Consider the following 24,635-nt stretch of genomic DNA (forward strand, 5'->3'; position numbering starts at 1 on the left):
GGGGGGCGCGCGGGCACCGGGGCGCTCCCCGCACCAGCGGCCCCGGGGGGGGGGGCACAGCCCCCCCCGGCGGGGGGGGGGGGGGGGGGCGCCGGGGGGGGGGTCGGCCGGGCGCGCGGGACGGGAAGGACGCGGGACGGGACGGACGCGGGGACGTGAGGAACGCGGGACGGCGGATCCGGAGCCGTCAGGCCTTGCTCAGCCAGGCGGTGGCGTTCAGGGCGAGCGCGGCGTCGGTGCCGGCCGGGTCGTTCCAGCCGTCGTGCAGGTTGTTGTGCGGCTGCCCGGTGCCGTCCTCCGGCGGTGAACTGTCGCCCCAGACGGCGATCCGGCCGTCACCGAAGGTGCTGGTGACGAAGAAGGCGCCGGTGTTCCCGGAGGAGCCGGGCCGGTAGACGATGCCCTTGACGGTCGGGTTGTCGGCCGGGTGCAGGGTCATCGTGGTCCCGTCGCGGATGATCGAGCCGGTGACGGTGCCGAACGGGCCGTGCAGCACCGGGTCGGCGGGGTCGTCCACCGCGCGCGGGTTCTCGTTGTGGATCTTCGCGAGGTCGACGCTGAACCCGAAGGGGTCGCTGTTGTCGACGCCGTTGTCGGCCATCAGGTCGTTGATGATCGCGGGCGAGTCGATGCCGTCGTTGTTGCGGTCGCTCAGGGTGTGGTCGGAGATCAGGAAGAGCCCGCCGCCGTTCTGCACGAAGTGCATCAGGGCGCTCTTTTCCGCCTCGCTGAACCGGATGTTGGGCTCGGGGATCACGACGGTGTCGAAGTTGGCCAGGTCGAGCGGGGCGCCGGTGCCGAAGGTGAAGGTGCCGCCGGGCGGCAGGGTCTTCAGGCTGTACTGGCCGGTCCGCTGCAGGTCGACGCCCCAGGAGGACAGGGCGCCGGTCCAGCTCTTGTCGGAGGTGGGGACGGTGTTCTCGCCCAGCGGGTCGGGCTGGGCGGTGGAGACGATCCAGTCGGCGTTGCCGGCCGTCTCGGCCTTGCTGTTGTCGAACAGCACCCGGTGAACCGTGGTGGCGGCGGAGGCGGTGGGGCCGGGGGCGCTGGGCGCCGTGAGGCCGACGGTGACTAAGGCCGTCGCGAGCAGTGCGGCGGCCGTGCGCAGGCGGGGCATGAGCGGTACCTCCCGGGGGACGAGCGCGCGGGAGGTGAGGCCGGTACTCCCATCATCCTCCTGTTCGTCCGCCACCCGGTGACCGAGTCGTAATTGCGCATGACTTGCAACTAATTACCGGGAGGGGGAAAGATGGCCCGGCTTCGACGCCCCCACGAAAGGACCCCCCGATGACCGGCCCCCGCTGGCGCGACAGGCTCACCCGTGAGGAGTGGATCCGGCTGGCAGGCATGGGCGGCTTCATCCTCGCCCTGCACGTGATCGGCTGGTTCACCCTGCTCGCCCTCGTCGCGCCCGAGCACTACGACGTCGGCGGCCAGGTCTTCGGCGCCGGAATGGGCCTCACCGCCTACACCCTGGGCATGCGGCACGCCTTCGACGCCGACCACATCGCCGCCATCGACAACACCACCCGCAAGCTGATGGGCCAGGGCAAGCGCCCGCTCTCGGTCGGCTTCTGGTTCTCGCTGGGCCACTCGTCGATCGTCTTCGGGCTCTGCGCGCTGCTCGCCTTCGGCATCCGCTCGCTCGCCGGCCAGATCGAGTCGGACGACTCCACCCTGCACGAGACCACCGGGCTGATCGGCGTCACCGTCTCCGGCACCTTCCTGCTGGCCCTCGGCCTGATCAACCTGGGCGCGTTCAACGGCATCCTCAAGGTGTTCCGCCGGATGCGCGAGGGCGAGTTCGACGAGGCGGAGCTGGAGGCGCAGCTGGAGAAGCGCGGCCTGATGAACCGCATCCTCGGCCGGGTGACCAGGGCCGTCACCAAGCCCTGGCACATGTACCCGGTCGGCCTGCTGTTCGGCCTGGGCTTCGACACCGCCACCGAGGTGTCGCTGCTGGTGCTGGCCGGCGGCGCGGCGGCGTTCCAGCTGCCCTGGTACGCGCTGCTGGTGCTGCCGGTCCTGTTCGCGGCGGGCATGAGCCTGCTGGACACCATCGACGGCTCGTTCATGAACTTCGCCTACGAGTGGGCGTTCTCCAAGCCGGTCCGCAAGATCTACTACAACCTGACCGTCACCGGCCTGTCGGTGCTGGTCGCCCTGGTCATCGGCTCGATCGAGCTGATCGGGCTGCTCGGGGAGAAGCTCGACGTCACCAGCGGGCCGGTCGCCTGGATCGGCGAGCTGGACCTCGACCTCGTCGGCTACGCGATCGTCGGCCTCTTCGTGCTCACCTGGGTGGCGGCGATCGCCTACTGGAAGCTCGGCAACGTCGAGGAGAAGTGGTCGGCCGGGCTGACCGCCGCGGCCGCCGAGAAGGCCGAGTAGGCCGCGCGGGCCGAGGAACGCGCGGGCCGAGCGGCGCGCGGGAGCGGGAACGCGGGAGGCCCGCCCGACCTGGTGGTCGGGCGGGCCTCCGCTTTCGGCCGACGGTCTCAGCCGGGTGTCCGGATCAGCAGCCGTACGTCCAGGACCGCACGCCCGGGAAGGGCAGCGAGTTCCAGCCGGCCGCGCCGATGGCGATCGCCAGGCACTTGCGGTGGTAGTACGCCTTCGAGGCCATGTGCTGGACGTAGCCGGAGTAGGCGCCCGCCGCGAGGGCGAAGCCCGCGCCGACCGGTCCGAGCAGGCCCACGCCGACCCAGATCGGGCCGTAGACGTAGTGGGCGTTGCGGCCGATCTTCCCGGTGTACGCGCGGTTGAAGTAGAAGGTGAGCTGCGCCAGGTACTTCAGGCCGCGCCAGCCGAAGTGCGCCTCCATGTGGGCCCAGAGACGGCCCCAGGAGTAGTAGCGGGTCTTCGACCAGCTCCAGCGCCCGTCCAGGTCGAAGGAGTTCACCGGGTCGGTCGGGTAGGTGTAGGCGTTGGCGTTGCCGCCCGGGACCGGGTCGGCCTGCAGGAACCGGCCGAGGCTCGGGTCGTACAGCCGCGAACCCATCAGGATGACGCCGGTGGCGGTGGTGGAGTCGCGCTGCTCGCCGCCGACCCAGCCGTAGCCGGTCACCGGGCCGCTGAGGCTGACGCCGTACTCGTCGAAGACGCGCACGCTCAGCGACTGGGCCGGGTCCAGCGGGAGCTGGACGGACACGTCACCGTGCAGGTTGGTGAGCTGCAGGACGGTGCCGTCGGTGGCACCCGTGATGGCGCCGAGCGTGCCGCCGAGGTCGGTCACGCTGCGGGCGACCGCGCCGTTGCCGGCCTTGGACCAGCTGGGGCTGTCGCAGGCGCAGCCGTAGTGGTTCACGCTGGTGGCCGTGGTGCTCCAGGTGCCGTCGCCGGCCTGGGTCTCGGTGGTGCGGGAGGCCAGGCGGCCGGCCGCGTCCAGCGCCCAGGTGCTGCGCTGGGTGCCCGAGGTCTCGGTGCGGACCAGGTCGTTGGCGTAGTAGCCGAACTGGGCGCCCTTGGGGTGGGTGGTGGTGCGGCCGAAGGCGTCGTAGACGGCGCCCTTCAGACGGTCGGCCGAGTCGTACAGCGAGCCCACCGTGCTGGTGGTGGAGTCGACGGTGGCCGGGTCGCAGTCCTCCTTGGTGGTGGTCAGCGCGGTCCGGTTGCTGTTCTTGTCGAACGTGTAGGCGCGGGTGGTGCAGCCGTCCAGGGCCTTGTCGGCGGCCTTGGTGAGGCGGCCGGAGGCGTCGTAGCCGAAGGCCGACTCGATGCTGGCGCCGGCGGTCAGCGCGTGCCCGGCCTGCTGGCCGTGGGCGGTGAAGTCGGCGTAGTCGGCGAGGACGACGGTGCCGTCGGCGGCGGTGTAGACCTTGCCGGTGAGGATGCCCTGGGTGTCGTAGCTGTTGGTCAGGACGTAGCCGCCGGGCAGGTTCTGCTTGGTGAGCCGGCCCTCGGAGTCGTACTCGGCGGTCATGGTGCCCGCCACCGAGTCGGTGAGCGACTGCGGCCGGCCGTAGCCGTCGTAGGCCAGGGTGGTGGTGGACGGGGCCGAGTCGCTGTGCTTGACCGGGCGGTCGGCCACGTCGTACTCGGTGGTGGTGACGCTGCCGGCGCCGTCGTCGTAGCCGATGACGCGGCCGAGCTTGTCGTAGGCCGTCTTCACGGTGGCGGTGCCGTCGGAGGTGCTGACGATCCGGCCGGTGGCGGCGTCGTACACGGTGGTGGTCTCCGGCACCGCGGTGCCGGTGCCGCCGGTCACCGCGACCTTGGTGGTGCGGCCGGCCGCGTCGGTGGTCGTGGTGGTGGTGCGGGTGACGCCGTTCGAGGTCTCCCGGACCACGGCCGGACGGCCGTAGCGGTCGTACTCGGTGGTGCTGGTCGGGATCTCCGCCGGGTTGCCGCCGGCGTCGGTCGCCGCGGCGGCCGGGCCGGTGGTGCAGGGCAGGTCGGCCCACTCCGGGCGGGCGGCGCAGGCGCCGGTGCCGGTGGCGGACCAGTAGGTGGTGACGGTGGTGCCGACGTCGGTGCCGTTCGACTTGGGCAGGGAGGTCCGGACGGCCCGGCCCTGGGAGTCGTACGCGACGGTCTTGGTGAGCTTCAGGCCCGCCGGGTCCTCGGTGGTCTGGGTGGCCAGACCCTTGGCCCAGTCGTAGGCGGTGGTGGTGATCCGGACGTCCGCGTCGGCGGCGTAGCCGTCGACGCGCGCGCCGATGGCGGCCGTGGTGGGCTCGTTGCTGACCGCGGCGTCGGCCGGACGGCCCTCGTCGTAGGCGGTCGCGGTGTGCGTCCGGGCCGGGACCTCGTCGCCGGCCGGGCGGGCCGGGCTGGAGCCGGAGGCGGCCAGGTCGCGCTCCAGGGTGACCAGGTGCAGCGGGCCGAACTCGTCGGTCTGCCGCTCGCCGTCCGCGGAGTAGACGGTCAGGGTGGACAGCGCCTGGGCGCGGTCGGCGGTGCTCGCCTTGTCGAGGCCGAGCGCGCCCAGCTTGGCCAGGCCCTCCGGGGAGGTGGACAGGGCCAGGGCCCGGTTCTCCGCGCTCAGCTTGCGCACCGAGTTGCCGAAGGCGTCGTACTCGGTGGTGGTGACGCCGCCCGCGGCGGCGGTGTTGACCTCGCGGCCGGAGGCGTTGGTGTAGGTGATGGCCGCCTTGGCGAAGTCGCCCGAGCCGAGCAGACGGCCGTCGTGGCTGGCCGGCGGCGCGTCGGCGGGGAAGATCGCGGTGGCGTCGGTGGGCGCGTTGGTCTGGCCCCACGCGGCGACGTCCGTGATGCCCAGCTTGTACGGGGCGTTGGCGCCGCTCAGCGGCACGTCGTAGACCAGGTTGGTGGCGGCGGTGCCGTTCACCACGTCGGCGCTGCCCTGCTGGAGGGACGGCCGGGAGGCCGCCAGCAGCATGCCCTCACCGGCGGTGGCGGCGTTGCCGGCCTTGCCGTAGGTGAAGGTCCAGGGGAGCTCGCCGGACGGGGTCAGGGTGATGACCCGGCCGGCCGCGTCGTAGCTGTACGCGGTCTTCAGCGCGGGGCTGGTCCGCGGGTCCCACTGCTCGCGCAGGCGGGTCATGTCGTCGTAGCGGTACTCGGCGACGGCGACCGGGGTGGCCGCGGTGGCACCCGGCATGTTGGACCAGAGCCGGACCTGCTTCACCTGGCCGGCCACGTCGCCGAGCGCGGCGGTGGTGGCGGTGGTGGCGTCGGCGTAGACGTACTCCAGGACCCGGCAGCCGTTGGCGGCGGGGTTGGTGGCGCAGGTGGAGTTGGCGACGGCCGTGGTCGGCGCGACGACGAACTTCGGACGGGCCAGGGTCTTCCCGCCGACGACGACCTTCTCCGAGACCACGGTGGTGGTGGAGTTGTCGGTGGCCGTCGAGGAGGCGGTGACCTGCCAGGTGGTGGCGGCCGGGTCGACCTTGGCGAAGGTCGTGGTGGCGCCGTTGGTGCTCTTCAGGGTGAAGGTGCCGGTGAGAGCGCCGGTCAGGGCGAGCGTCTCCGCGCCGGGCTCGGGCTTCCAGCCGCCGCCGGCGGTGGCGGTGAAGCCGGTCTCGTGGCCGGTGGCGTCGACGATGGACACCGAGGTGGGCGAGGTCTGCCGGACGTACGCCCAGTCCGAGGAGGTGAGCTCGGCCATGGTGCCGGCGCTCCACTGCGGGCCGAAGATGGCCGCCTGGCCCTCCTGCGCGGCGCCGTTCTCGGGGTGCCGGGAGGAGTAGGTGCGGCCGGTGCTCAGACCAAAGGCGGAGGCGTCGGTCGCGGTGAGGGTGTAGTCACCGGTGAGGGTGTTGACCCGGCCCGGGCCGACCTCGGCGTCCGGCGCGTTGCCGCCGTTGCGGTCGACGGTGATGGTGTTGGGCTCCGAGGCGTCGGTGCCGGTGCCGATGGTGAAGACGGCGCGGACGTCGACCGGGCCGTCGGTGGCCAGGGTGTCGGTGATGTTCCAGGTCAGCGGCGCGGGCTTGCCGCCGGTGACCGCGAACGGCCAGGCGGTGACGGCGCCGCCGGTGGCGGTGGTGACGTTGGCGACCGGGATGTCGGTCCAGGCGGCCGTCTCACCGCGGCGGTACTGGTAGCGCACACCGGTCGCGGCGCTCTGGCCCTCGGCCGCCAGCGTGGTGCGGCGGGCCGAACGCTCGCCGGCGCCGGGCGAGGTGAGGGCGGCGCCCTTGCCCGCGTTGAACACGTAGGTCGTGTCCGCGGAGGCGTTGCCGGCCGCGTCACGGGTGTGCGCGGTGACGGTGTGCTGGCCGCCCTTGAAGGTGAGCGCGGCGGACACCGGCGCGCCGGTGGTCGCGACGGTCACCCAGGCGCCGCCGTCCAGCCGGTACTGGACGTCCTTCACGTCGGCGGTCGGCGGGGTGAAGGTGAAGGAGCCGGTGAAGTTGCCGGAGGCGTCCGGGGAACCGGCCCACTGGCCGGCCGGGAAGTCGCCGGAGGAGACGGCGGTGGTGGCCGGGGCGGTGGTGTCCACCGTGAACGTGCGGAAGCCGGACCAGGCGCTGTTGACGGTGCCGTCCCCGGAGCGGGAGCGCCACTTGTAGCCGCCGGCCGGCAGCGCGGTGGTCGGGGTCCAGGTGAAGGTCGATCCGGAGGCCGCCCAGGCGCTGTGGCCGGACTGCAGGGCGGCGGTGCCGTTGGCGGCCCAGATCTCGAAGTCGAGCACGACGTTGCCGCCGTCGGGATCGGTGGCCTTGGCCGACAGGGTCGGCGTGGAGTCGCCGGTCAGCGCGCCGTTCGCCGGGGAGATCAGGGTGGAGACGGCCGGGGCGGTGTTGTAGGTCACCGACAGGTACGGCGTGTTGGAGGCCGCGTTGCCGGAGTAGAACTTCTTCCAGCCGTACGGGTCGCTCTCGTCGGTGGCCCGGATGCCCATGGTGTTGCTGGCGTTGCCGTTGCCGGCCCAGGCCTGCACCAGCGAGGTGATGTCGGTGTTGGTCCAGCCGTCGGCGCAGGCGCTGGAGTAGCCCTTGGTCGCCGTGGTGGAGGCCCACTTGCGGTTCCAGCCGGGCTGGGACGTCCAGCGGGTGGCGGTGGTCGCCGAGCCGGTGTCCCAGATCTCCCAGCTCTTGGCGGTGCAGGACCAGGAGTGGAACTCGTACAGGTTGAGCTTGGCGGCGGTGACCTTCTTGCCGCTGATGGTGCCCATCGGGAACTGCAGGAAGGAACGGGCCACCTGGCCGGAGCCGTTGTTGCCCAGCTTCAGCTCGGTCTGCGAGGAGACGTCGGTGCCGTAGCCCTCCTGGACGAAGGTGTCGAAGCCGACGCCGATGTTGACCGCCGGGTCGACGGTGACCGGGTACTGGGTCTTCGGGTCGTTGAGGAACGCCGCGTCCGGGGTGAGCGTGAGGTCGACGGCGTTGCCGCGCTGGGTGACCTTCAGGGCGACCGGGGCGGTGTGGGTGTGGTCGCCGGAGCGCTCGTCCACCTGCGCGTCCCACATCACCGGGGCGGGCAGCTGGCCCTTCTCCTCGCCGGTCTTCGGGTCGAGGAAGGAGACCGAGTTGTCCGCGTTGTGGCGGGCCTGCAGGCCGGCCGCGTCCAGGGTCATCGTGACGGTGCCGTTGGCGCCGACCGCGGTGCGGTTCTTGAGCTCCAGGAACTGCTCGAAGCCGGTCCGGGTGGACTCGATGACCAGGTCGGTCGCGGTGAGCGCGTTCTCGTAGCGGGCCTTGGTGCCGTCGATGACGGGGGCCGGCAGGGTGCCGCGCCAGGACAGCGACATGCTGGTGCCCTGGCCGTTGTCCAGCGAGACCAGGGGGACGGCCGGGGCCTGCTGGTCGCCGGCCGGCGCGCCGGCGGCCTTGAACTTGGACGCGGCGGCGGGCGGGGTGGCGCCGGCCAGCGAGAGGCCGAGCGGGTGGCCCTTGGCCTTGACCGAACCGTCGGGCTGCGGGGCCAGGTTCACGTCGATCGGCTGGAGCTTGCCGGACTTGTCCTTGTACCGGACCGGGCCGGTGGCCATGTCCAGGGTGGTGGTGCCGTCCGGGTTGACCCAGGTGGTGGTGGACTCGGTGCGCTCGCCGACCACCTCGATCCGGCGGTTCTCCAGCCGGGCCTTGAGGTGGGCGGAGGCGATGTCCTGGGCCTCGGCGGGGCCGAGGGCCTTCGTGGACTCGGGGGCGGCGGGCTTGTCCTGGCTGACGGCGACGGCCTGGCCGGTCGTCATGAGGACGGCGCCGGCCTCGGCGGCGAGCACCACGGTCAGCGCGATCGCGGTGTTGCGCAGCACGCCGTTGCGGCGGCGTGACGCGGGGGCGGCTGGCACGGTGCCCCCGGCGCGGGGCCGGGGTGGTGTGCCGGTCGGGTGAGACATGGAGCTCCTCGACGGTCTTGTGTGAGGGGGGTTCGTTGTCGACGGCGACGCGCGCCCGTCCACGCGGGCACGGCTGCGCGGACCCGGGGGACCGGGCCTGGGCGGGCCGTGCTTATGGGCGTGCGCATGCCATGAGGCCGATCATGGTGGTAGGCATGAATCGGCCAAACTTGCGAGTGAAGGCAACCGCCCGAAAACGGACGGAAGATCAGGAAGTGCCTGGCGGAAGGCCCCGCGGCCTACGGTGGAGCCGCCACCGCGTAGCGGCGCGCGGGACCCTCCGCCAGAGCCCGGTCGAGCAGGGCGTGGGCCCGCAGCTCGGCCGCCTCCCGGTCGGGCGCTCGGACGTACAGCACCAGGCCGACGCCTCCCGGGACGGCTCGGGCGCGCACGTGTTCCAGGCCGTCGCCCGGAACCGCGCGTGCCCACAGGGCGCCCTGGACGTCGGCGGGTCCGGCCTCGCCCGTCGGCGCGGTCGAGACGTCCAGGAGAGTCAGATGGACGGCGAACACGTGAACGGTCAGTCCCAGCCGATGCCCGGGCCGTCGGCCTGGGCGGTGTCCCAGCCGATGATCCTGACGGCCGGGCCGTCCCAGCCGATGCCCGGCCCGTCCCAGCCGATCCCCGGCCCGGCGGCGGGGGCGGTCGCGGCGAGGGTGACGGCGGCCGGCGCGGCCGGCGCGGCCTGCGGGGCCGAGAAGGCCGGGGCGGCGGCGGTGGCGAGGGAGAGTGCGAGGGCGGCGACGGCGAGCAGCCGGACGGTCATCGGCACGGCGGTTCCTGTTCTGTGCACGGTGGTTCAGGGCGTGTGGGCGGTGCGTTGCGCGCAGACCGAATACTTCCGGTGCCGGGCCCGCCGCGGGAGGGAGATCGGCGGGCAGCATCCGGCCAGGCAGCATGCTGCAACCCCGCGACGGCAACCGGGGGGTGGCGCGCCCGGCCGAAACCGTCGCGGGAACAGACCGGACGGTCTGGTTCTGGGTGGGTGACCGGATCGCCTCTTGTGGCGGAGGGATCACCGGCGGAGGATCGGGGATCGGCGACCCGGGCGGACAAACCGTCCGGGTGGGGGGATGCTGTGACGATCAGGGGTCGCTGACGTGCTGGAACTACTGGGCCTGGACGCCACCGCGGAAGCCGTGTACCGCGAGATGCTCGCGGACCCGCAAGGCGGAGTGGCCGAACTCTGCGAACGGCTCGACCTCGCCGAACCCGTCGTCCGGGCGGCCCTCGACCGCCTCGCCGACCTGACCCTGCTGCGCGCCTCCCGGGAGCGCCCGGGCGCCCTGTGGCCGGTCAGCCCGGAGCGCGGGCTGGAGCTGCTGCTGCGCCGCCAGGAGGAGGAACTGGCCCGCAGGCAACAGGAGCTGGCCGTGTCCAGGGCCGCCGTCGCGCGCGCCGTCGCGGAGTACGCCACGCTGCGCTCGGCCACCCTGGTGGACGGCGGCGAGCGGCTGGTCGGCCTCGACGCCATCCAGGCCAAGCTGGAGGTGCTGACCGCCCGGCTGACCACCGAGTGCCTGGGCGTGATGCCCGGCGGCGCGCAGTCCGCCGCCAGCCTGGCCGCCTCCCGGCCGCTCGACGAGGACGCGCTGCGCCGCGGCGTCAGCCTGCGCACCATCTACCAGGACAGCGTGCGCAACGACCCGGAGACCTTCGCCTACACCCAGTGGATGACCACCCTGGGCGGCCGGGTGCGCACCGCCCCGGTGCTGCCGCCGCGGATGCTGGTCTTCGACGGGATCACCGCCGTGGTGCCGATCGACCCGGAGAACACCCGGGCCGGCGCGCTGTGCACCGAGGAGCCGGGCATCGTCGCCTCGCTGGTCGCGCTGTTCGAGCAGACCTGGGAGACGGCCGTCCCGCTCGGCGGGGACCCCCGCCCCGAGGACACCGCCACCGGCCTGAGCCCCGGCGAGCGCGAGCTGCTGCGGCTGCTGTCCACCGGGCTGACCGACGACGCGGCGGCCAAGCGGCTGGGCGTCTCGGTGCGCACGGTGCGCCGGCAGATGGCGGCGCTGATGGAGCGTCTGGAGGCGGCCAGCCGCTTCGAGGCGGGCCTGAAGGCCGCTCAGCGGGGCTGGCTGTAGCGGCCGTCACGGCTTGCGGGCAACGGTCGGCGGACGTAACGGAGAAGTTCACTTCCGGGCTCTTGTCCGGCCATTTTCTACGCGCGTATCTTTGGGCGCTGCGGGGGACGGTTCCCGGCTTCCGCACGGCTTTCTACGCGGGTAGCGGGGCAGTGCGCGCGGTGCGCCCGGCCGACCGACCCTCACCCACAGCTAGGAGTCCCGTTCCGGTGACCACCCCCACTGCTCCCCGTCCTCGTTCCCGCCGCGCCCTGCTGCGCGCGGCGGTCGTCCCGGCCGGCCTGGCCGCCTCCCTGGTGCTGGCCCCGCTGCCGGCCGCCGTGGCCGCGCCCTCCGCCGACGCGTTGATCGCCGAGGTCTACGGCGGTGGCGGCAACTCGGGCGCCACCCTGAAGAACGACTTCGTCGAGCTGGCCAACAAGGGTGGCGCCGCCTTCGGCCTGGACGGCTGGAGCGTGCAGTACATATCCGCCGCCCCCGGCGCCAACTCCCAGTGGGGCGTCACCCCGCTGACCGGGTCGATCGCCCCCGGCGGGCGCTACCTGGTCGCCGAGTCGGCCGGCGCCGCGGGCACCGTCGAGCTGCCCACCCCGGACGCGGCCGGCTCGCTCGCGCTCTCCGGCACCGGCGGCACCGTCGCGCTGGTGCGCGGCACCGACCCGCTGACCTGCAAGACCGCCGCCGACTGCGCCGCCGACCCGCGGGTGCGCGACCTCGTCGGCTTCGGCACCGCGGTGGTCCACGAGGGCCCGGCCTCGGTGCCCGGCGCCTCCAACACCGCTTCGGTGGCCCGCAAGGCCGGGCTGCCGGACACCGACGACAACGCGGCCGACCTCGCGGCCGGCGCCCCGACGCCGACCAACAGCCGCGGCGAGGTCGCCGAGGGCTCCACCCCGACCGGCCCGACCGAGCCGGGAACCGTGCGGATCCACGACATCCAGGGCCGCACCCGGCTCTCGGAGCGCACCGGCAGGACCGTCGCGGGCGTGCCCGGCATCGTCACCGGCGTGCGCGCGTACGGCTCCAAGGGCTTCTGGATCCAGGACGCCGCCCCGGACGCCGACCCGGCCACCAGTGAGGGCGTCTTCGTCTACACCGGCTCCGCCAACCCGACCGTCAAGGTCGGCGACGCGGTGCTGGTCACCGGCAAGGTGACGGAGTACTACCCGAACTTCAACGGCGGCTCGCAGTCGCTCACCCAGCTGAGCGGCCCGGCCGTCACCGTGGTCTCCTCCGGCAACCCGCTGCCGGCCCCGGTGGTCGTCGACACCCGCAACATCCCCGGCACCTATTCCCCGGCGGCCGGTGCGGACGGCACGATCAACGGCGTGGCCCTGGACCCGGAGACGTACACCCTCGACTTCTACGAGTCGCTGGAGGGCATGCTCGTCGAGGTCCGCGACGTGCGGGTGGTCCAGGCCACCGACAAGTACAACGAGCTGTGGGTCGCGGCCGACAAGCAGGACCAGAAGAGCAAGCGCGGCGGTCTGCTCTACGAGTCCTACGCCGAGCCGAACGTCGGCCGTCTGATGGTCCAGCAGCAGGCGCCGGTCTCCCAGCAGCCCTTCCCGGTCGCCAACGTCGGCGACGTGCTGACCGGCACCACCAGCGGCCCGCTGGACTACAACCAGTTCGGCGGCTACACCCTGGTCGCCGGCACCCTCGGCGCGCTCCAGGACAACCACCTGCAGCGCGAGGTCACCGCCCAGGCCGGCGAGCGCGAACTCACCGTCGCCACCTACAACGTGGAGAACCTGGCGGCCACCAACCCGGACGCCAAGTTCGCCGAGCTGGCCGCCGGTGTCGTCACCCACCTGCGCTCGCCCGACATCGTCGCCCTGGAGGAGATCCAGGACAACAACGGCGCCAAGAACGACGGCACGGTGGACGCGAGCCAGACCGTCGGCAGGTTCGTCGCCGCGATCAAGGCGGCCGGCGGCCCGGCGTACGACTGGCGCTCGGTGGACCCGCAGGACGGCAAGGACGGCGGCGAGCCCGGCGGCAACATCCGCCAGGTCTTCCTGTTCAACCCGCAGCGGGTCTCCTTCACCGACGTCCCCGGCGGCACCGCCACCACCGCCGTGGACGTCTCCGGCACCGGCGCGGCCGCCTCGCTGACCGCCTCGCCCGGCCGGATCGCCCCCGCCGACGCCGCGTGGGCCAACAGCCGCAAGCCGCTGGTCGGCCAGTTCTCCTTCCGCGGCAAGAAGGTCTTCGTCATCGCCAACCACTTCAACAGCAAGGGCGGCGACCAGGGCATCGACAGCCGCTTCCAGGCCCCGACCCGCTCCTCCGAGGTCCAGCGGATCGCCCAGGCCACCGTCGAGCAGGCCTTCGTCGCCAAGCTGCTGGCCGCCGACAAGGAGGCCAGGGTGGTCTCGGTCGGCGACTTCAACGACTACCAGTTCTCGCCCGCGCTGGCCGCGCTCACCAAGGACGGCGTGCTGCGCGACCTGGTGAACGAGCTGCCGGAGAAGGAGCAGTACTCGTACGTCTACCAGGGCAACTCGCAGGTGCTGGACCACATCCTGGTCAGCCCGGAGGTCGGGTACGCCAAGTACGACGTGGTGCACATCAACGCCGAGTTCGCCCAGCAGGCGAGCGACCACGACCCGCAGGTGGTCCGCATCAAGCCGTGAGGCCGCGGCGCGCACGACCGAGGGGGCGGTGACCGGAGTCCGCGGTCACCGCCCCCTCGGGGCTTCGCGCGGTGCTACCGCAGGGCGGCCAGGACGGCGTCCGCCATGACCCGCTCGCCGGTGGCGTTCGGGTGGAAGGGGACGGCCGGGGAGCCGGGCAGCGCGCCCTCGATCCAGCGGTCGTCCGAGCAGACGTCGTGCCCGCGGGTCGGGGTGGCGGTGTCCACGTAGCCGGCGCCGACCGAGGCGGCGGTGGACTCCAGCATCGCGTTCAGCCGGCCGAGGACCTCGTGCAGGTACGGGATGTCGCGCGGGGCGATGGGCTGGCGCAGCACGCAGGACGCGCCGTCGGCGGGCAGCACCGAGGGGTAACCGACCAGCAGGATCCGGGCGTTCGGCGCCTTGGCGCGCAGTTTGCGCACGGTGTCCGCGAGCCGGGGCCCGGTGGCGTCGATCCGGTCGGCGAGGTCGTCGTCGCCGTACTGCCAGGACCGGCTGGACCAGTCCCAGTGGCCGTGGTGGTAGACGTCGGTGCACGGGGTTCCGAGCGGGTTGACCACCGCGCCGGCGATGCAGGTGGCGATCACGTCGCCGATCCCGATGTCGCTGTCGCCGAGGTCGTTGCCGCCGATTCCGAGGGTGATGAGGTCGGTGTCCGCGGTGACCGCGTCGATCTGCGGGTCGTTGACCCGGATGAAGGCGTCGTACTGGGCCTGGGTGACCGACTTGACCTTGGCGGCGGCGCAGGTGACGTCGCGGTAGGCGGCGGCGTTCAGGGCCGCGGCGACCAGGTGGCCGTAGTTGCGGTCGGAGCGCAGGCACAGGCCGGCCGACTGGCCGGGGACGCCCGCGCCGGACGCGTAGGAGTCGCCGAGGGCGACGTAGCGGTGCGGGGCGGGGGTGGCGGCCTGCGCGCTCGTGGCGGTCATCGCCAGGGCGGCGCCGAGCGCGGCGGAGGCGAGCAGCAGGGAATTCCGGGCACGGCGGAGCACGGTTCCTCCTGGGGGAGAGAAACGGGTGGGTGGGGGACGTACGAGCCGGGCCACAGCTACTACCGACAGGTAAGTTACTGGCAGGTTTCGCCGCCGTCCATGCCGGGCGCGGATATTCCGGAAAATCCGTCAAATGTTTCACCGGCCGCCCCGGCGGGAATTTCGAATTTCGCTCCACCGCGTATCGAAGCGCGTTTCGAAACGGGGCGGAGCGGAATTCGCCCGCGTGGACCCCCGGTGGAGGAGGAGCTGCCCCATGGCCCTGGACGCCGATGTCATCGTCATCGGAGCCGGACTCGCGGGCCTCGCCGCGACCGCCGAACTCGCCGACGCCGGACGGAAGGTGATCCTGCTCGACCAGGAGCCCGCCGCCTCGCTCGGCGGCCAGGCGCACTGGTCCTTCGGCGGCCTGTTCCTGGTCGACTCGCCCGAGCAGCGCCGGATGCGGATCCGCGACTCGCACGCCCTCGCCTGGCAGGACTGGCTCGGCACCGCCGGTTTCGACCGGCCCGAGGACGTCTGGCCGCGCCGCTGGGCCGAGGCCTACGTCGACTTCGCCGCGGGGGAGAAACGGGCCTGGCTGCGCGCGATGGGCGTGCGGTTCTTCCCGGTGGTCGGCTGGGCCGAGCGCGGCGGGCAACTCGCCGACGGACCGGGCAACTCCGTGCCGCGCTTCCACATCACCTGGGGCACCGGCCCGGGCCTGCTCGAACCCTTCGTCCGCCGGGTCCGCGCGGCCGTCGCCTCCGGGCTGGTCGACCTGCGCTTCCGGCACCGGGTCACCGGCCTGGCGGCGAGCGCGGGCGCCGTCGACACGGTGGCCGGCGAGGTGCTGGTGCCGAGCGGCGCGGCGCGCGGCGAGGCCAGCTCCCGCGAGCCGGCCGGCCGCTTCGAGCTGCGCGCGCAGGCGGTGGTGGTCACCTCCGGCGGCATCGGCGGCAACCACGACCTGGTCCGCAAGGCCTGGCCCGCCCGCCTCGGCACCCCGCCCGGGCGGATGCTCTCCGGCGTGCCCGCGCACGTGGACGGGCTGATGCTCGGTGTCGCCGCCGCCGCCGGGGCCGGCCTGATCAACGGCGACCGGATGTGGCACTACACCGAGGGCATCGCCAACTGGGACCCGGTCTGGGCCCGGCACGGCATCCGCATCCTGCCCGGCCCCTCCTCGCTCTGGCTCGATGCCCGCGGCCGCCGGCTGCCCGTCCCGCTGTTCCCCGGCTTCGACACCCTCGGCACGCTGGAGCACATCCGGACCACCGGGTACGACCACACCTGGTTCGTGCTCAACCAGAAGATCATCGAGAAGGAGTTCACCCTCTCCGGCTCCGAGCAGAACCCCGACCTCACCGGCCGCTCGCTGCGCGGGGTGCTCCGGCGCGCCCTGCCCGGCGCCCCCGGCCCGGTGCGCGCCCACCTCGGCCACGGGCCGGACTTCGTCGTCGCGGGCGACCTGCACGACCTGGCCCGCGCGATGAACGCCAAGGTGCGGGCCCCGCTGATCGAGACCGCCGAACTGCGCCGCGTCGTCGAGGCCCGGGACCGCCAGCTCGCCAACCCCTTCGCCAAGGACCTCCAGGTGACCGCCATCCACGGCGCCCGCCGCTACCTCGGCGACCGGCTGATCCGCACCGCCGTGCCGCACCGCATCCTCGACCCGGCCGCCGCCCCGCTGATCGCGGTGCGGCTGTCGGTGCTCACCCGCAAGTCGCTCGGCGGCCTGCACACCGACCTCGCGGCCCGCGTGCTGCGCCCCGACGGCTCGGTGCTGGACGGCCTCTACGCCGCCGGTGAGGCCTCCGGCTTCGGCGGGGGCGGCGTGCACGGCTACCGCTCGCTGGAGGGCACCTTCCTCGGCGGCTGCCTGTTCTCCGGCCGCACCGCGGGCCGCGCGGCGGCGGAGGCCACGGCCTGAGGGCCCGGGCTGGGGCCCGCCGGCAGCGTAACGGCGCTCAACTGCCCTTCGCCGGCAGGGGGTTCGCCGCTCCGTCGTCGGTGATGCCGAGGCGGAGGTGGTCGACGTGGTAGACCGCCTGGTCGAGGAGGGCGGCGACGTGGTCGTCGTGCAGCGAGTAGACGACCGAGCGGCCGCGGCGCTCGCCGACGACCAGGCCGAGGTTGCGCAGCAGGCGCAGCTGGTGGGAGCAGGCGGACTGCTCCATGCCGACGGCGTCGGCGAGTTCGGTGGCGGCCCGCGGTCCTTCGCGGAGCTGGGCGAGGATCAGCAGGCGCGAGGGGGTGGCGAGGGCCTGGAGGGTGTTCGCCACCTTGGCGGCGTTGGACGCGTCCAGGCGCATCCGCGGCACGGTGTTCTCGGCGGCTGCGTGTCCCATGGGGGAATCCTACGGGGCGCCGGTGGAGGGAGGGGGTCCGGCAAGTCATATGAACGCATGAAGGTGTGTTCATGTATTCCTGTAAGGTGGCGCCCATGTCCGCCACCACGCTCACCCGGCCGGCCGCCCCGGCCCCGTCGGCCCCACCCCCGCGCGCCCGCCGCACCCGGGTGCTCGCCCTGCCCGAGGCCCGCTGGGCGGCCGGCAGCCTGGCGGCCTTCCTGGCCGCGCTCGCCCTCCAGCTCTGCGGCGCCCCCGGCTGGGCGTCCGGCACGCTGTACGCCCTCGCGTACGCCGCCGGCGGCTGGGAGCCCGCCCTCGCCGGACTGCGCGCGCTGCGCGAGCGGACCCTCGACGTGGACCTCCTGATGGTCGTCGCCGCCCTCGGCGCCGCCGCCATCGGCGAGGTGCTGGACGGTGCGCTGCTGATCGTCATCTTCGCGACCAGCGGCGCCCTGGAGGCCCTGGCCACCGCCCGCACCGCCGACTCCGTCCGCGGCCTGCTCGACCTCGCCCCCGCCACCGCCACCCGGCTGCGCGCCGGCGCCCCGGGCGCGGACGCCGAGGAGACCGTCCCCACCGCCGAGCTCGCCGTCGGCGACACCGTGCTGGTCCGCCCCGGCGAGCGGATCGGCGCCGACGGCCGGGTGCTGGACGGCGCGAGCGACGTCGACCAGGCCACCATCACCGGCGAACCGCTGCCCGCCGCCAAGCGCCCCGGCGACCAGGTGTACGCGGGCACCCTCAACGGCGCCGGCGCCCTGCGGGTGCGCGTCGAGCGGGACCCGGCCGACACCGTGATCGCCCGGATCGTCGCCCTGGTCCAGGAGGCCTCCGAGACCAAGGCCCCCACCCAGCTGTTCGTCGAGAAGATCGAACAGCGCTACGCCGCCGTCCTGGTGGCCGCCACCCTGCTGCTGTTCGGCGTCCCGCTCGCGCTCGGCGCCGAACCGGCCGACGCCCTGCTGCGCGCCATGACCTTCATGATCGTCGCCTCGCCCTGCGCCGTCGTGCTCGCCACCATGCCGCCCCTGCTCTCCGCGATCGCCAACGCCGGCCGGCACGGCGTCCTGGTCAAGTCCGCGGTGGTGATGGAGCGCCTCGGGCAGGCGGACGCCGTCGCCCTCGACAAGACCGGCACCCTCACCGAGGGCACCCCCCGGGTCACCGAGGTAAGGCCGCTGGACGGCACCGGGGCCGACCGGCTGCTGGTGCTCGCCGCCGCCGCCGAGCACCCCAGCGAGCACCCGCTGGCCCGCGCCGTGGTCGCCGCCGCCCGCGAACGCGGCCTCGCCGTCCCGGCCGCCACCGACTTCACCGCCACCCCGGGCGTCGGCGTGCGGGCCGTGGTCGAGGGCACGGTGGTCGCCGTCGGCGCCCCCGGCCCCTACCGGGACCACCCGGCCGTCACCGCCCTGGAGACGGCCGGGCGCACCGCCGTGCTGGTGCTGCGCGACGGCGAGCCGGCCGGCGTCCTCGGCCTCGCCGACCGCCCGCGCGCCCAGGCCGCCGGCGCCGTCCGGGCCCTGACCGCGCTCACCGGCCGCCCACCGGTGCTGCTCACCGGCGACAACCCGCGCGCCGCCGCCCGGCTGGCCGCCGAGGTCGGCCTCACCGAGGTCCGGGGCGGCCTGCTGCCGCACGAGAAGGCCGCCGCCGTGCACGAGCTGGCCGCCGGCGGCCGACGGGTGCTGATGGTGGGCGACGGCCTCAACGACGCCCCGGCGCTGGCCGCCGCCCACACCGGCGTGGCGATGGGCCGGGCGGGTTCGGACCTCGCCCTGGAGACCGCCGACGCCGTCCTCGTCCACGACGAGCTGGCCGCCGTCCCCGCCGTGGTGGCGCTCTCCCGGCGGGCCCGCCGGCTGGTGGTGCAGAACCTGGTGATCGCGGGGACGGCCATCGCCCTCCTGGTGGTCTGGGACCTGGCGGGTACGCTGCCCCTGCCGCTCGGCGTCGCCGGGCACGAGGGCTCCACCGTGATCGTCGGCCTCAACGGCCTGCGGCTGCTGCGCGAACGGGCGTGGCAGCGGGCCCTGGGGAACGAGGAGGGCTGAGGGACCATGAGCCGTCGCGAACGCGAGCGGACGGGCCGGCAGGGTGCGGGCGGGGGCAAGGGCACCGGGCGCGGCCCGGCGGCCCCGGTGACCGTCACCGTCTGCCGGGGCTGCTGCTGCGGCACCCGGGAGAAGCACCCCGGCGTCGACCACGCCGGCCAGTACGAGCGGCTGCGCGCGGCGGTCGGCGACGCGGGCCGGGTCCGGGCCGTCGGCTGCCTGGACACCTGCGCGCACTCCAACGTCGTCGTGGTCGGCCCGTCCAGCGAGGGCCGCGCGGCCGGCGGCCGGCCGGTCTGGCTGGGCTGGGTGCTGGCCGACGACATGATCCAGGAGATCGCCGAGTGGGTGCACGCCGGCGGCCCCGGCCTCGCCGACCCGCCGGGGATGCTCGACCTCCAGCAGATCTCCGTCTCCCGCCGCGTCAGTGCGGGCCTGCCGGGCTGACCGGCGCCCGCTCGCGGAACACCGGTCACCGCCTACCATGGCCTGGATTCCGATCCGGGAGGAAGACGATGACCACGGTCTGCCGCATCTGCGCGGGCACCGGCCGCACCGCCGGCCTCAGCTGCCGGACCTGCCAGGGCACCGGTACCACCGAGGTCGGCGGCGGCGGGGGCAACTGCTTCCTCTGCGACGGCACCGGTGTCTACGTCCGCTACCGGGTCGACGCCACCGGCGCCAAGCACGCCTACCGCGACGAGATCTGCCGCACCTGCGACGGCACCGGCAACCGGGCGGCGTCCCCCTGGGACGAGGCCTCCTGAGCCCTCGTCGGATCGCCCCCGGAGCCGGCGGTTGGTCCGCGCGGGTGCGCCCGCGCACCGATCAGCGTAGGTGAGCACCCTTCAGGCGGCCGTGCCCGGACAAGCTGACGGACGCTACGACTATGGCTTCCCTCAACCGCTTGTTCGACCGCGTCCGCCGAAAGGCAGCCGCCCTGGCACTGCCGTGCACCATCGTGTCGGCCCTCGTCCCGGTCCTCGCGCTCGGTCCCGGCGCCGCCCCCGCCGCGGCCGCGACCCTTCCGGGCGGGCTGGGGCCCTGCGTCCCCGGCAGCTGCCCCGACCCCTTCCCCCCGATCAGCAACGGCCCGATCGCGGGCCGGGACAACGGGATCAACATCTTCGTCGGCTCCGACTTCCTCGTCCGCGGCCGCGCCGCCGAGGCCGAGGGCCGCGTCGTCGTCCTCAACACCTTCGACCAGGCCAAGGACGTCGGGGGCAGCTCCATCTACAACATCGGCATCGTCGGTGCGGGCTCCCGGGTCCCACCGCCGGACGGGGCCGACTTCCTCACCACCGGCGGCAACGTCACCATCGCGAGCGGTCAGACCCTGGTGGCCGAGGGCGGTGTCGTCCGGCACGCCGGCACCGTCACCGGCACCGTGACCGGCACCCTCGTCCAGGACCCCAACGCCGTCCAGCCGTACGCCGCCCTGCGTGACCAGCTCTCCACCGCCTCCGACTGCTACGCCCGGGTCAACGGCCTGCCGCGCACGCCGACCGGCATCGCGGTGAACGCGGGCTTCGAGACCCTGTTCACCGGTGACGGCGTGTCCTCGCTCCAGGTGTTCAACGTCGACTTCGACCTCACCGGCGTCGGCGGCGGCCAGCAGGGCATCGCCTTCGCCAACATCCCGGCGGGCGCCACCATCCTGGTCAACCTGACCGGCGCCGCCCGGACCATCAACACCTTCAGCGGCGACATCGCCGACGCCGACCCGCTGAACGCCTACCGCGAGCGCCTGCTGTGGAACTTCCCCGACGCCACCACGGTCACCCTGGCCGGCACCGGCCAGTTCCAGGGCAGCATCCTGGTCGGCGAGCAGTCCTCGCAGACCACGGTCACCCTGCCCGGCGTCAACGGCCGCGTCTTCACCACCGGCGGGCTCACCCACACCAGCTCGCCCACCGGCGGCGGTGGCCAGGAGTTCCACGCCTACCCCTTCGACGGCAACCTGCCCGACTGCGCCGTCGCCCCGGTGACCGGCGAGGTGCGGGTGCTGAAGACGGACGCGGTGACGGGCGCTCCGCTCGCGGGCGGTGTGTTCGAGCTGTGGCAGGAGACCAACAGCATCCCCGGTCTCCAGACCACGGGCGTCACCCCCGACACCCAGGTGGGTGCGGCCTGCACCACCGGAGCGGACGGCATCTGCCGTCAGACGGTGCCGCTCGGCACCTACTACTGGCGGGAGACCGCCGCACCACCCGGCTACCTGCTGCCGGTCGATCCGGTCTTCGGCCCGCTGATCCTGACGGACCTGAACGCCCCCGCGGGTGTGCAGGTGACGGCCCCGGACATCCCGGCGCCGGCGGTGACCGGTGAGGTGCGGGTGCTGAAGACGGACTCGGTGACGGGTGCGCCGCTCGCCGGTGGCGTGTTCGAGCTCTGGGAGGAGACGAACGGCATCCCCGGTCTGCAGACCAACGGCATCCTCCCCGACACCCAGGTGGGTGCGGCCTGCACCACCGGTGCGGACGGTCTCTGCACCCGCACGGTGCCGGTCGGGATCTACTACTGGCGGGAGACCGCCGCGCCTCCCGGCTACGTGCTTCCGGCCGATCCGGTGTTCGGTCCGCTGACCCTCACCCCGCTGAACGCGGCGGAGGGTGTGCAGGTCACCGCTCCCGACGTCGCGCAGGCGCCGGTGACGGGTGAGGTGCGGGTGCTGAAGACGGACGCGGTGACGGGCGCTCCGCTCGCGGGCGGTGTGTTCGAGCTGTGGGAGGAGACGAACGGGATTCCCGGTCTCCAGACCACGGGCGTGAACCCGGACACGCAGGTGGGTGCGTCCTGCACCACCGGTGCGGACGGTCTTTGCACCCGCACGGTGGACTTGGGGACGTACTACTGGCGGGAGACCGCCGCGCCTCCCGGGTACGTGCTGCCGGTGGACCCGGTGTTCGGCCCGCTGGTCCTGACCGAGGCCAATGCTTCCCAGGGCGTCCAGGTGACGGCCCCGGACGTCCTGGCACCGGCGGTGACCGGTGAGGTGCGGGTGCTGAAGACGGACTCGGTGACGGGTGCGCCGCTCGCGGGCGGTGTGTTCGAGCTGTGGGAGGAGACCAATGGCATCCCTGGTCTCCAGACCACGGGCGTGAACCCGGACACGCAGGTGGGTGCGTCCTGCACCACGGGTGCGGACGGTCTTTGCACCCGCACGGTGGATGTGGGGACGTACTACTGGCGGGAGACCGCCGCGCCTCCCGGGTACGTGCTGCCCGCGCAGCCGGTGTTCGGTCCGCTGGTCCTGACGCCGGTCAACGCGGCGGAGGGTGTGCAGGTCACCGCTCCCGACGTCGCGCAGGCGCCGGTGACGGGTGAGGTGCGGGTGCTCAAGACGAACTCAGAGACCGGTGCTCCGTTGGCCGGTGGTGTGTTCGAGCTGTGGGAGGAGACCAATGGCATCCCTGGTCTCCAGACCACGGGCGTGAACCCGGACACGCAGGTGGGTGCGGCCTGCACCACGGGTGCGGATGGTCTTTGCGCCCGCACGGTGGATGTGGGGACGTACTACTGGCGGGAGACCGCCGCGCCTCCCGGGTACGTGCTGCCCGCGCAGCCGGTGTTCGGTCCGCTGGTGCTGACGCCGGAGAACGCCTCGGCCGGTGTGCAGGTGACCGCTCCCAACGTCCCGCAGGCGCCGGTGACCGGTGAGGTGCGGGTGCTGAAGACGGACGCGGTGACGGGTGCGCCGCTCGCGGGTGGTGTGTTCGAGCTGTGGGAGGAGACGAACGGGATTCCCGGTCTCCAGACCACGGGCGTGAATCCGGACACGCAGGTGGGTGCGGCCTGCACCACGGGTGCGGATGGTCTGTGCCGTCGGACGGTGGATGTCGGTTCCTACTACTGGCGGGAGACCGCCGCGCCTCCCGGGTACGTGCTGCCCGCGCAGCCGGTGTTCGGTCCGCTGGTGCTGACGCCGGAGAATGCCTCGGCCGGTGTCCAGGTCACGGCCGCCGACGCTCCGCAGGCGCCGGTGACGGGTGAGGTGCGGGTGCTCAAGACGGATGCCGAGACGGGTGCGCCGCTCGCGGGTGGTGTGTTCGAGCTGTGGGAGGAGACGAATGGGATTCCCGGTCTCCAGACCACGGGCGTGAATCCGGACACGCAGGTGGGTGCGTCCTGCACCACCGGTGCGGACGGTTTCTGCCGTCGGACGGTGGATGTCGGTTCCTACTACTGGCGGGAGACCGCCGCGCCTCCCGGGTACGACCTGCCGGCCGAGCCGGTCTTCGGCCCGCTGGTGCTGACCCCGGCCAACGCCCAGGCGGGAGTCCAGGTCACCGCCCGTGACTGCCCGTCGCCGAAGCCGCCGGGGCACGGCTCGATCCACCTGACCAAGAAGGACGCCAAGTCGGGCAGGCCGCTCGGCGGCGCCAGGTTCGAGCTGTGGCGGGAGGGCAACGGTGTCCCCGGTCTGCAGACCGGCGGCGCCAACCCGGACACCCGAGCGGGCGGCTGCACCACCGCCTCGGACGGCGGCTGCGACTTCGACCAGCTGCCGACCGGGCAGTACTACCTGCGGGAGACCGCCGCACCCAGCGGCTATCACCTCCCGCACGACCCGGTGACCGGCCCGATCCAGGTGAACGACGACGACTGTGTCACCGTCTCCCTCACCAACAAGAAGAAGAAGGACGACCACGGCTGGTAAACGGCCGAACCGACGGACGGACCGCCCGGAGCAGCGCTGCCGCTCCGGGCGGTCCCGTTCGCGGCCGCCACGCCCCCGGCGCCCGGGGGCTCAGCCGAGCACGTGCCGCAGGCCGCCCAGCAGATGTCCGCGGAAGGCCCGGTCCGCGTACGCCTCGGGTGCGTGGCCGAGCGCGGTGTAGAAGGTCGGCACGCCGTCGTGCTCCCCGCACCAGGCGAGCGGGTGACGGTCGGCCAGACCCATCGCCGCGCCCGTGTAGTCGGCCTCGTCCACCGTGAGCAGCACCCGGACGCCGCGATCGCGCGGGTCCGAACGGAAGTCGTACCACTCGTCGGTCCACTCCCAGCGCCGCGGCAGGTGGGCGGTGGCCGGGTGGTCGGCGTCGGCGACCCGGACCGGTGCGGTCTGGATCGCCGGGTGCCGGTCGAAGCGGGCGCCGACCAGGCCCTCGAACCACGGCCACTCGTACGCCGTGCTGGACGCCGCGTGCACGCCCAGCCAGCCGTGACCGGCGGTCAGGTGGGCGCGCAGCGCGTCCTTCCCGGCCTCGTCGAGCACCGGGCCGCCGGTGGAGAGGAACACCACGGCGGCGTACCGGCGCAGGGCGGCGGGCCGGAAGACGGTCGGGTCCTCGCTGGCGTCGACGGTGAAGCCGTGCCGTTCGCCCAGCTCGCCCAGTGCGCGGGTGCCGTCGACGACCGAGGCGTGCGGGAAGCGGAGGTTGCGACGGTAGATCAGGATCCGGGCCATGGAGGACGATCCTGCCAGCCCCGGCCGCGCCGTCCGTGCCGGGGTCCCGGTCCGGGGCCGGGACCGCCGGCGGGGGCCGGGGCGGGGTGCTGCGCGGGGTCCGGCGGCGGCGTCTTTCGCCTGCGTACGGCTTTGCGGAGCCATGGTCGAACATTGGCGTTCGACTGACCGGCACGCCCGGGTGCGTTCACCGCGCGGCCGTGTCCGGTCAGTGACGACGACGGCCACGGCGGAGGCTGGGGCTGGTAGCCCCGGCACCCGCCCGTCGTCAGCCCCCCCCACCCCCCCCCGCCCGGGGGGGCGCGGAGCGCCCCGGGGCGGGCGGGCCACGCGGGTGGTGTGGGGGGGTGGGCGCGGGGGGGTGTTTT

Annotated in this window: 15 protein-coding genes; 8 read left to right on the plus strand and 7 right to left on the minus strand. The window is 73.7% G+C overall.

Annotation, left to right across the window (positions count from 1 at the left end; translation table 11 throughout):
- Nucleotides 1-187: 187 nt before the first annotated feature.
- Complete coding sequence (locus ABT238_RS36855) at nt 188-1,117, minus strand: hydrolase (protein ID WP_350569142.1); 930 nt, start codon at nt 1,115-1,117, stop codon at nt 188-190.
- A 170-nt stretch (nt 1,118-1,287) separates the two neighbouring features.
- Here ABT238_RS36855 and nicT point away from each other — a divergent pair, with 170 nt between their 5' ends.
- Nucleotides 1,288-2,391, plus strand: a complete 1,104-nt coding sequence (nicT, locus tag ABT238_RS36860) for a Nickel transporter NicT (RefSeq protein WP_350569144.1) — start codon at nt 1,288-1,290, stop codon at nt 2,389-2,391.
- 124 nt (nt 2,392-2,515) lie between these two features.
- Here nicT and ABT238_RS36865 read toward each other — a convergent pair whose 3' ends face one another.
- From ABT238_RS36865 to ABT238_RS36875, 3 genes are all read right to left on the minus strand, one after another.
- On the minus strand, nt 2,516-8,749 hold the full coding sequence (locus ABT238_RS36865; protein ID WP_350806093.1) for a DNRLRE domain-containing protein: 6,234 nt from the start codon (nt 8,747-8,749) through the stop codon (nt 2,516-2,518).
- A gap of 239 nt (nt 8,750-8,988) precedes the next feature.
- Nucleotides 8,989-9,261 (minus strand): hypothetical protein, encoded by a 273-nt coding sequence (locus ABT238_RS36870; RefSeq protein ID WP_350806095.1) that lies wholly within the window; start codon nt 9,259-9,261, stop codon nt 8,989-8,991.
- An 8-nt stretch (nt 9,262-9,269) separates the two neighbouring features.
- Nucleotides 9,270-9,521: a hypothetical protein gene (locus ABT238_RS36875; protein WP_350569149.1), complete on the minus strand. Its 252-nt coding sequence runs from the start codon at nt 9,519-9,521 to the stop codon at nt 9,270-9,272.
- 328 nt (nt 9,522-9,849) lie between these two features.
- Between ABT238_RS36875 and ABT238_RS36880 the strand changes: the two genes are divergently transcribed.
- A complete protein-coding gene (locus ABT238_RS36880; RefSeq protein WP_350806103.1) occupies nt 9,850-10,839 on the plus strand; it encodes a helix-turn-helix transcriptional regulator in 990 nt (329 codons plus the stop codon).
- 209 nt (nt 10,840-11,048) lie between these two features.
- Nucleotides 11,049-13,478: a DUF8508 domain-containing protein gene (locus ABT238_RS36885; RefSeq protein ID WP_350806107.1), complete on the plus strand. Its 2,430-nt coding sequence runs from the start codon at nt 11,049-11,051 to the stop codon at nt 13,476-13,478.
- 74 nt (nt 13,479-13,552) lie between these two features.
- Here the strand turns inward: ABT238_RS36885 and ABT238_RS36890 are convergent, their stop codons facing one another.
- Nucleotides 13,553-14,470: an SGNH/GDSL hydrolase family protein gene (locus ABT238_RS36890; RefSeq protein WP_350569153.1), complete on the minus strand. Its 918-nt coding sequence runs from the start codon at nt 14,468-14,470 to the stop codon at nt 13,553-13,555.
- Nucleotides 14,471-14,726: 256 nt separating this feature from the next.
- On the opposite strand from ABT238_RS36890, the gene ABT238_RS36895 reads away from it, so the two are divergent.
- Nucleotides 14,727-16,382: an FAD-binding dehydrogenase gene (locus ABT238_RS36895; protein ID WP_350806117.1), complete on the plus strand. Its 1,656-nt coding sequence runs from the start codon at nt 14,727-14,729 to the stop codon at nt 16,380-16,382.
- 37 nt (nt 16,383-16,419) lie between these two features.
- On the opposite strand, the gene ABT238_RS36900 is transcribed toward ABT238_RS36895, so the two are convergent.
- A complete protein-coding gene (locus ABT238_RS36900) occupies nt 16,420-16,800 on the minus strand; it encodes an ArsR/SmtB family transcription factor (RefSeq protein ID WP_350569156.1) in 381 nt (126 codons plus the stop codon).
- 95 nt (nt 16,801-16,895) lie between these two features.
- Here ABT238_RS36900 and ABT238_RS36905 point away from each other — a divergent pair, with 95 nt between their 5' ends.
- From ABT238_RS36905 to ABT238_RS36920, 4 genes are all read left to right on the plus strand, one after another.
- The gene (locus ABT238_RS36905) at nt 16,896-18,857 is read left to right on the plus strand and encodes a heavy metal translocating P-type ATPase (RefSeq protein WP_350806127.1); all 1,962 of its coding nucleotides are present in this window, start codon (nt 16,896-16,898) and stop codon (nt 18,855-18,857) included.
- A gap of 6 nt (nt 18,858-18,863) precedes the next feature.
- Entirely contained in the window at nt 18,864-19,304 is a 441-nt protein-coding gene (locus tag ABT238_RS36910; protein ID WP_350569158.1) for a (2Fe-2S) ferredoxin domain-containing protein, read from the plus strand.
- A 68-nt stretch (nt 19,305-19,372) separates the two neighbouring features.
- Nucleotides 19,373-19,624, plus strand: a complete 252-nt coding sequence (locus ABT238_RS36915) for a hypothetical protein (RefSeq protein ID WP_030302164.1) — start codon at nt 19,373-19,375, stop codon at nt 19,622-19,624.
- 122 nt (nt 19,625-19,746) lie between these two features.
- A complete protein-coding gene (locus ABT238_RS36920) occupies nt 19,747-23,517 on the plus strand; it encodes a SpaA isopeptide-forming pilin-related protein (RefSeq protein WP_350806134.1) in 3,771 nt (1,256 codons plus the stop codon).
- Between the two features lie 90 nt (nt 23,518-23,607).
- On the opposite strand, the gene ABT238_RS36925 is transcribed toward ABT238_RS36920, so the two are convergent.
- Nucleotides 23,608-24,267 (minus strand): ThuA domain-containing protein, encoded by a 660-nt coding sequence (locus ABT238_RS36925; protein WP_350569161.1) that lies wholly within the window; start codon nt 24,265-24,267, stop codon nt 23,608-23,610.
- Nucleotides 24,268-24,635 lie beyond the last annotated feature (368 nt).

The sequence above is a fragment of the Kitasatospora sp. NPDC001527 genome (assembly GCF_040298605.1).
Classification (GTDB): Bacteria; Actinomycetota; Actinomycetes; order Streptomycetales; family Streptomycetaceae; genus Kitasatospora.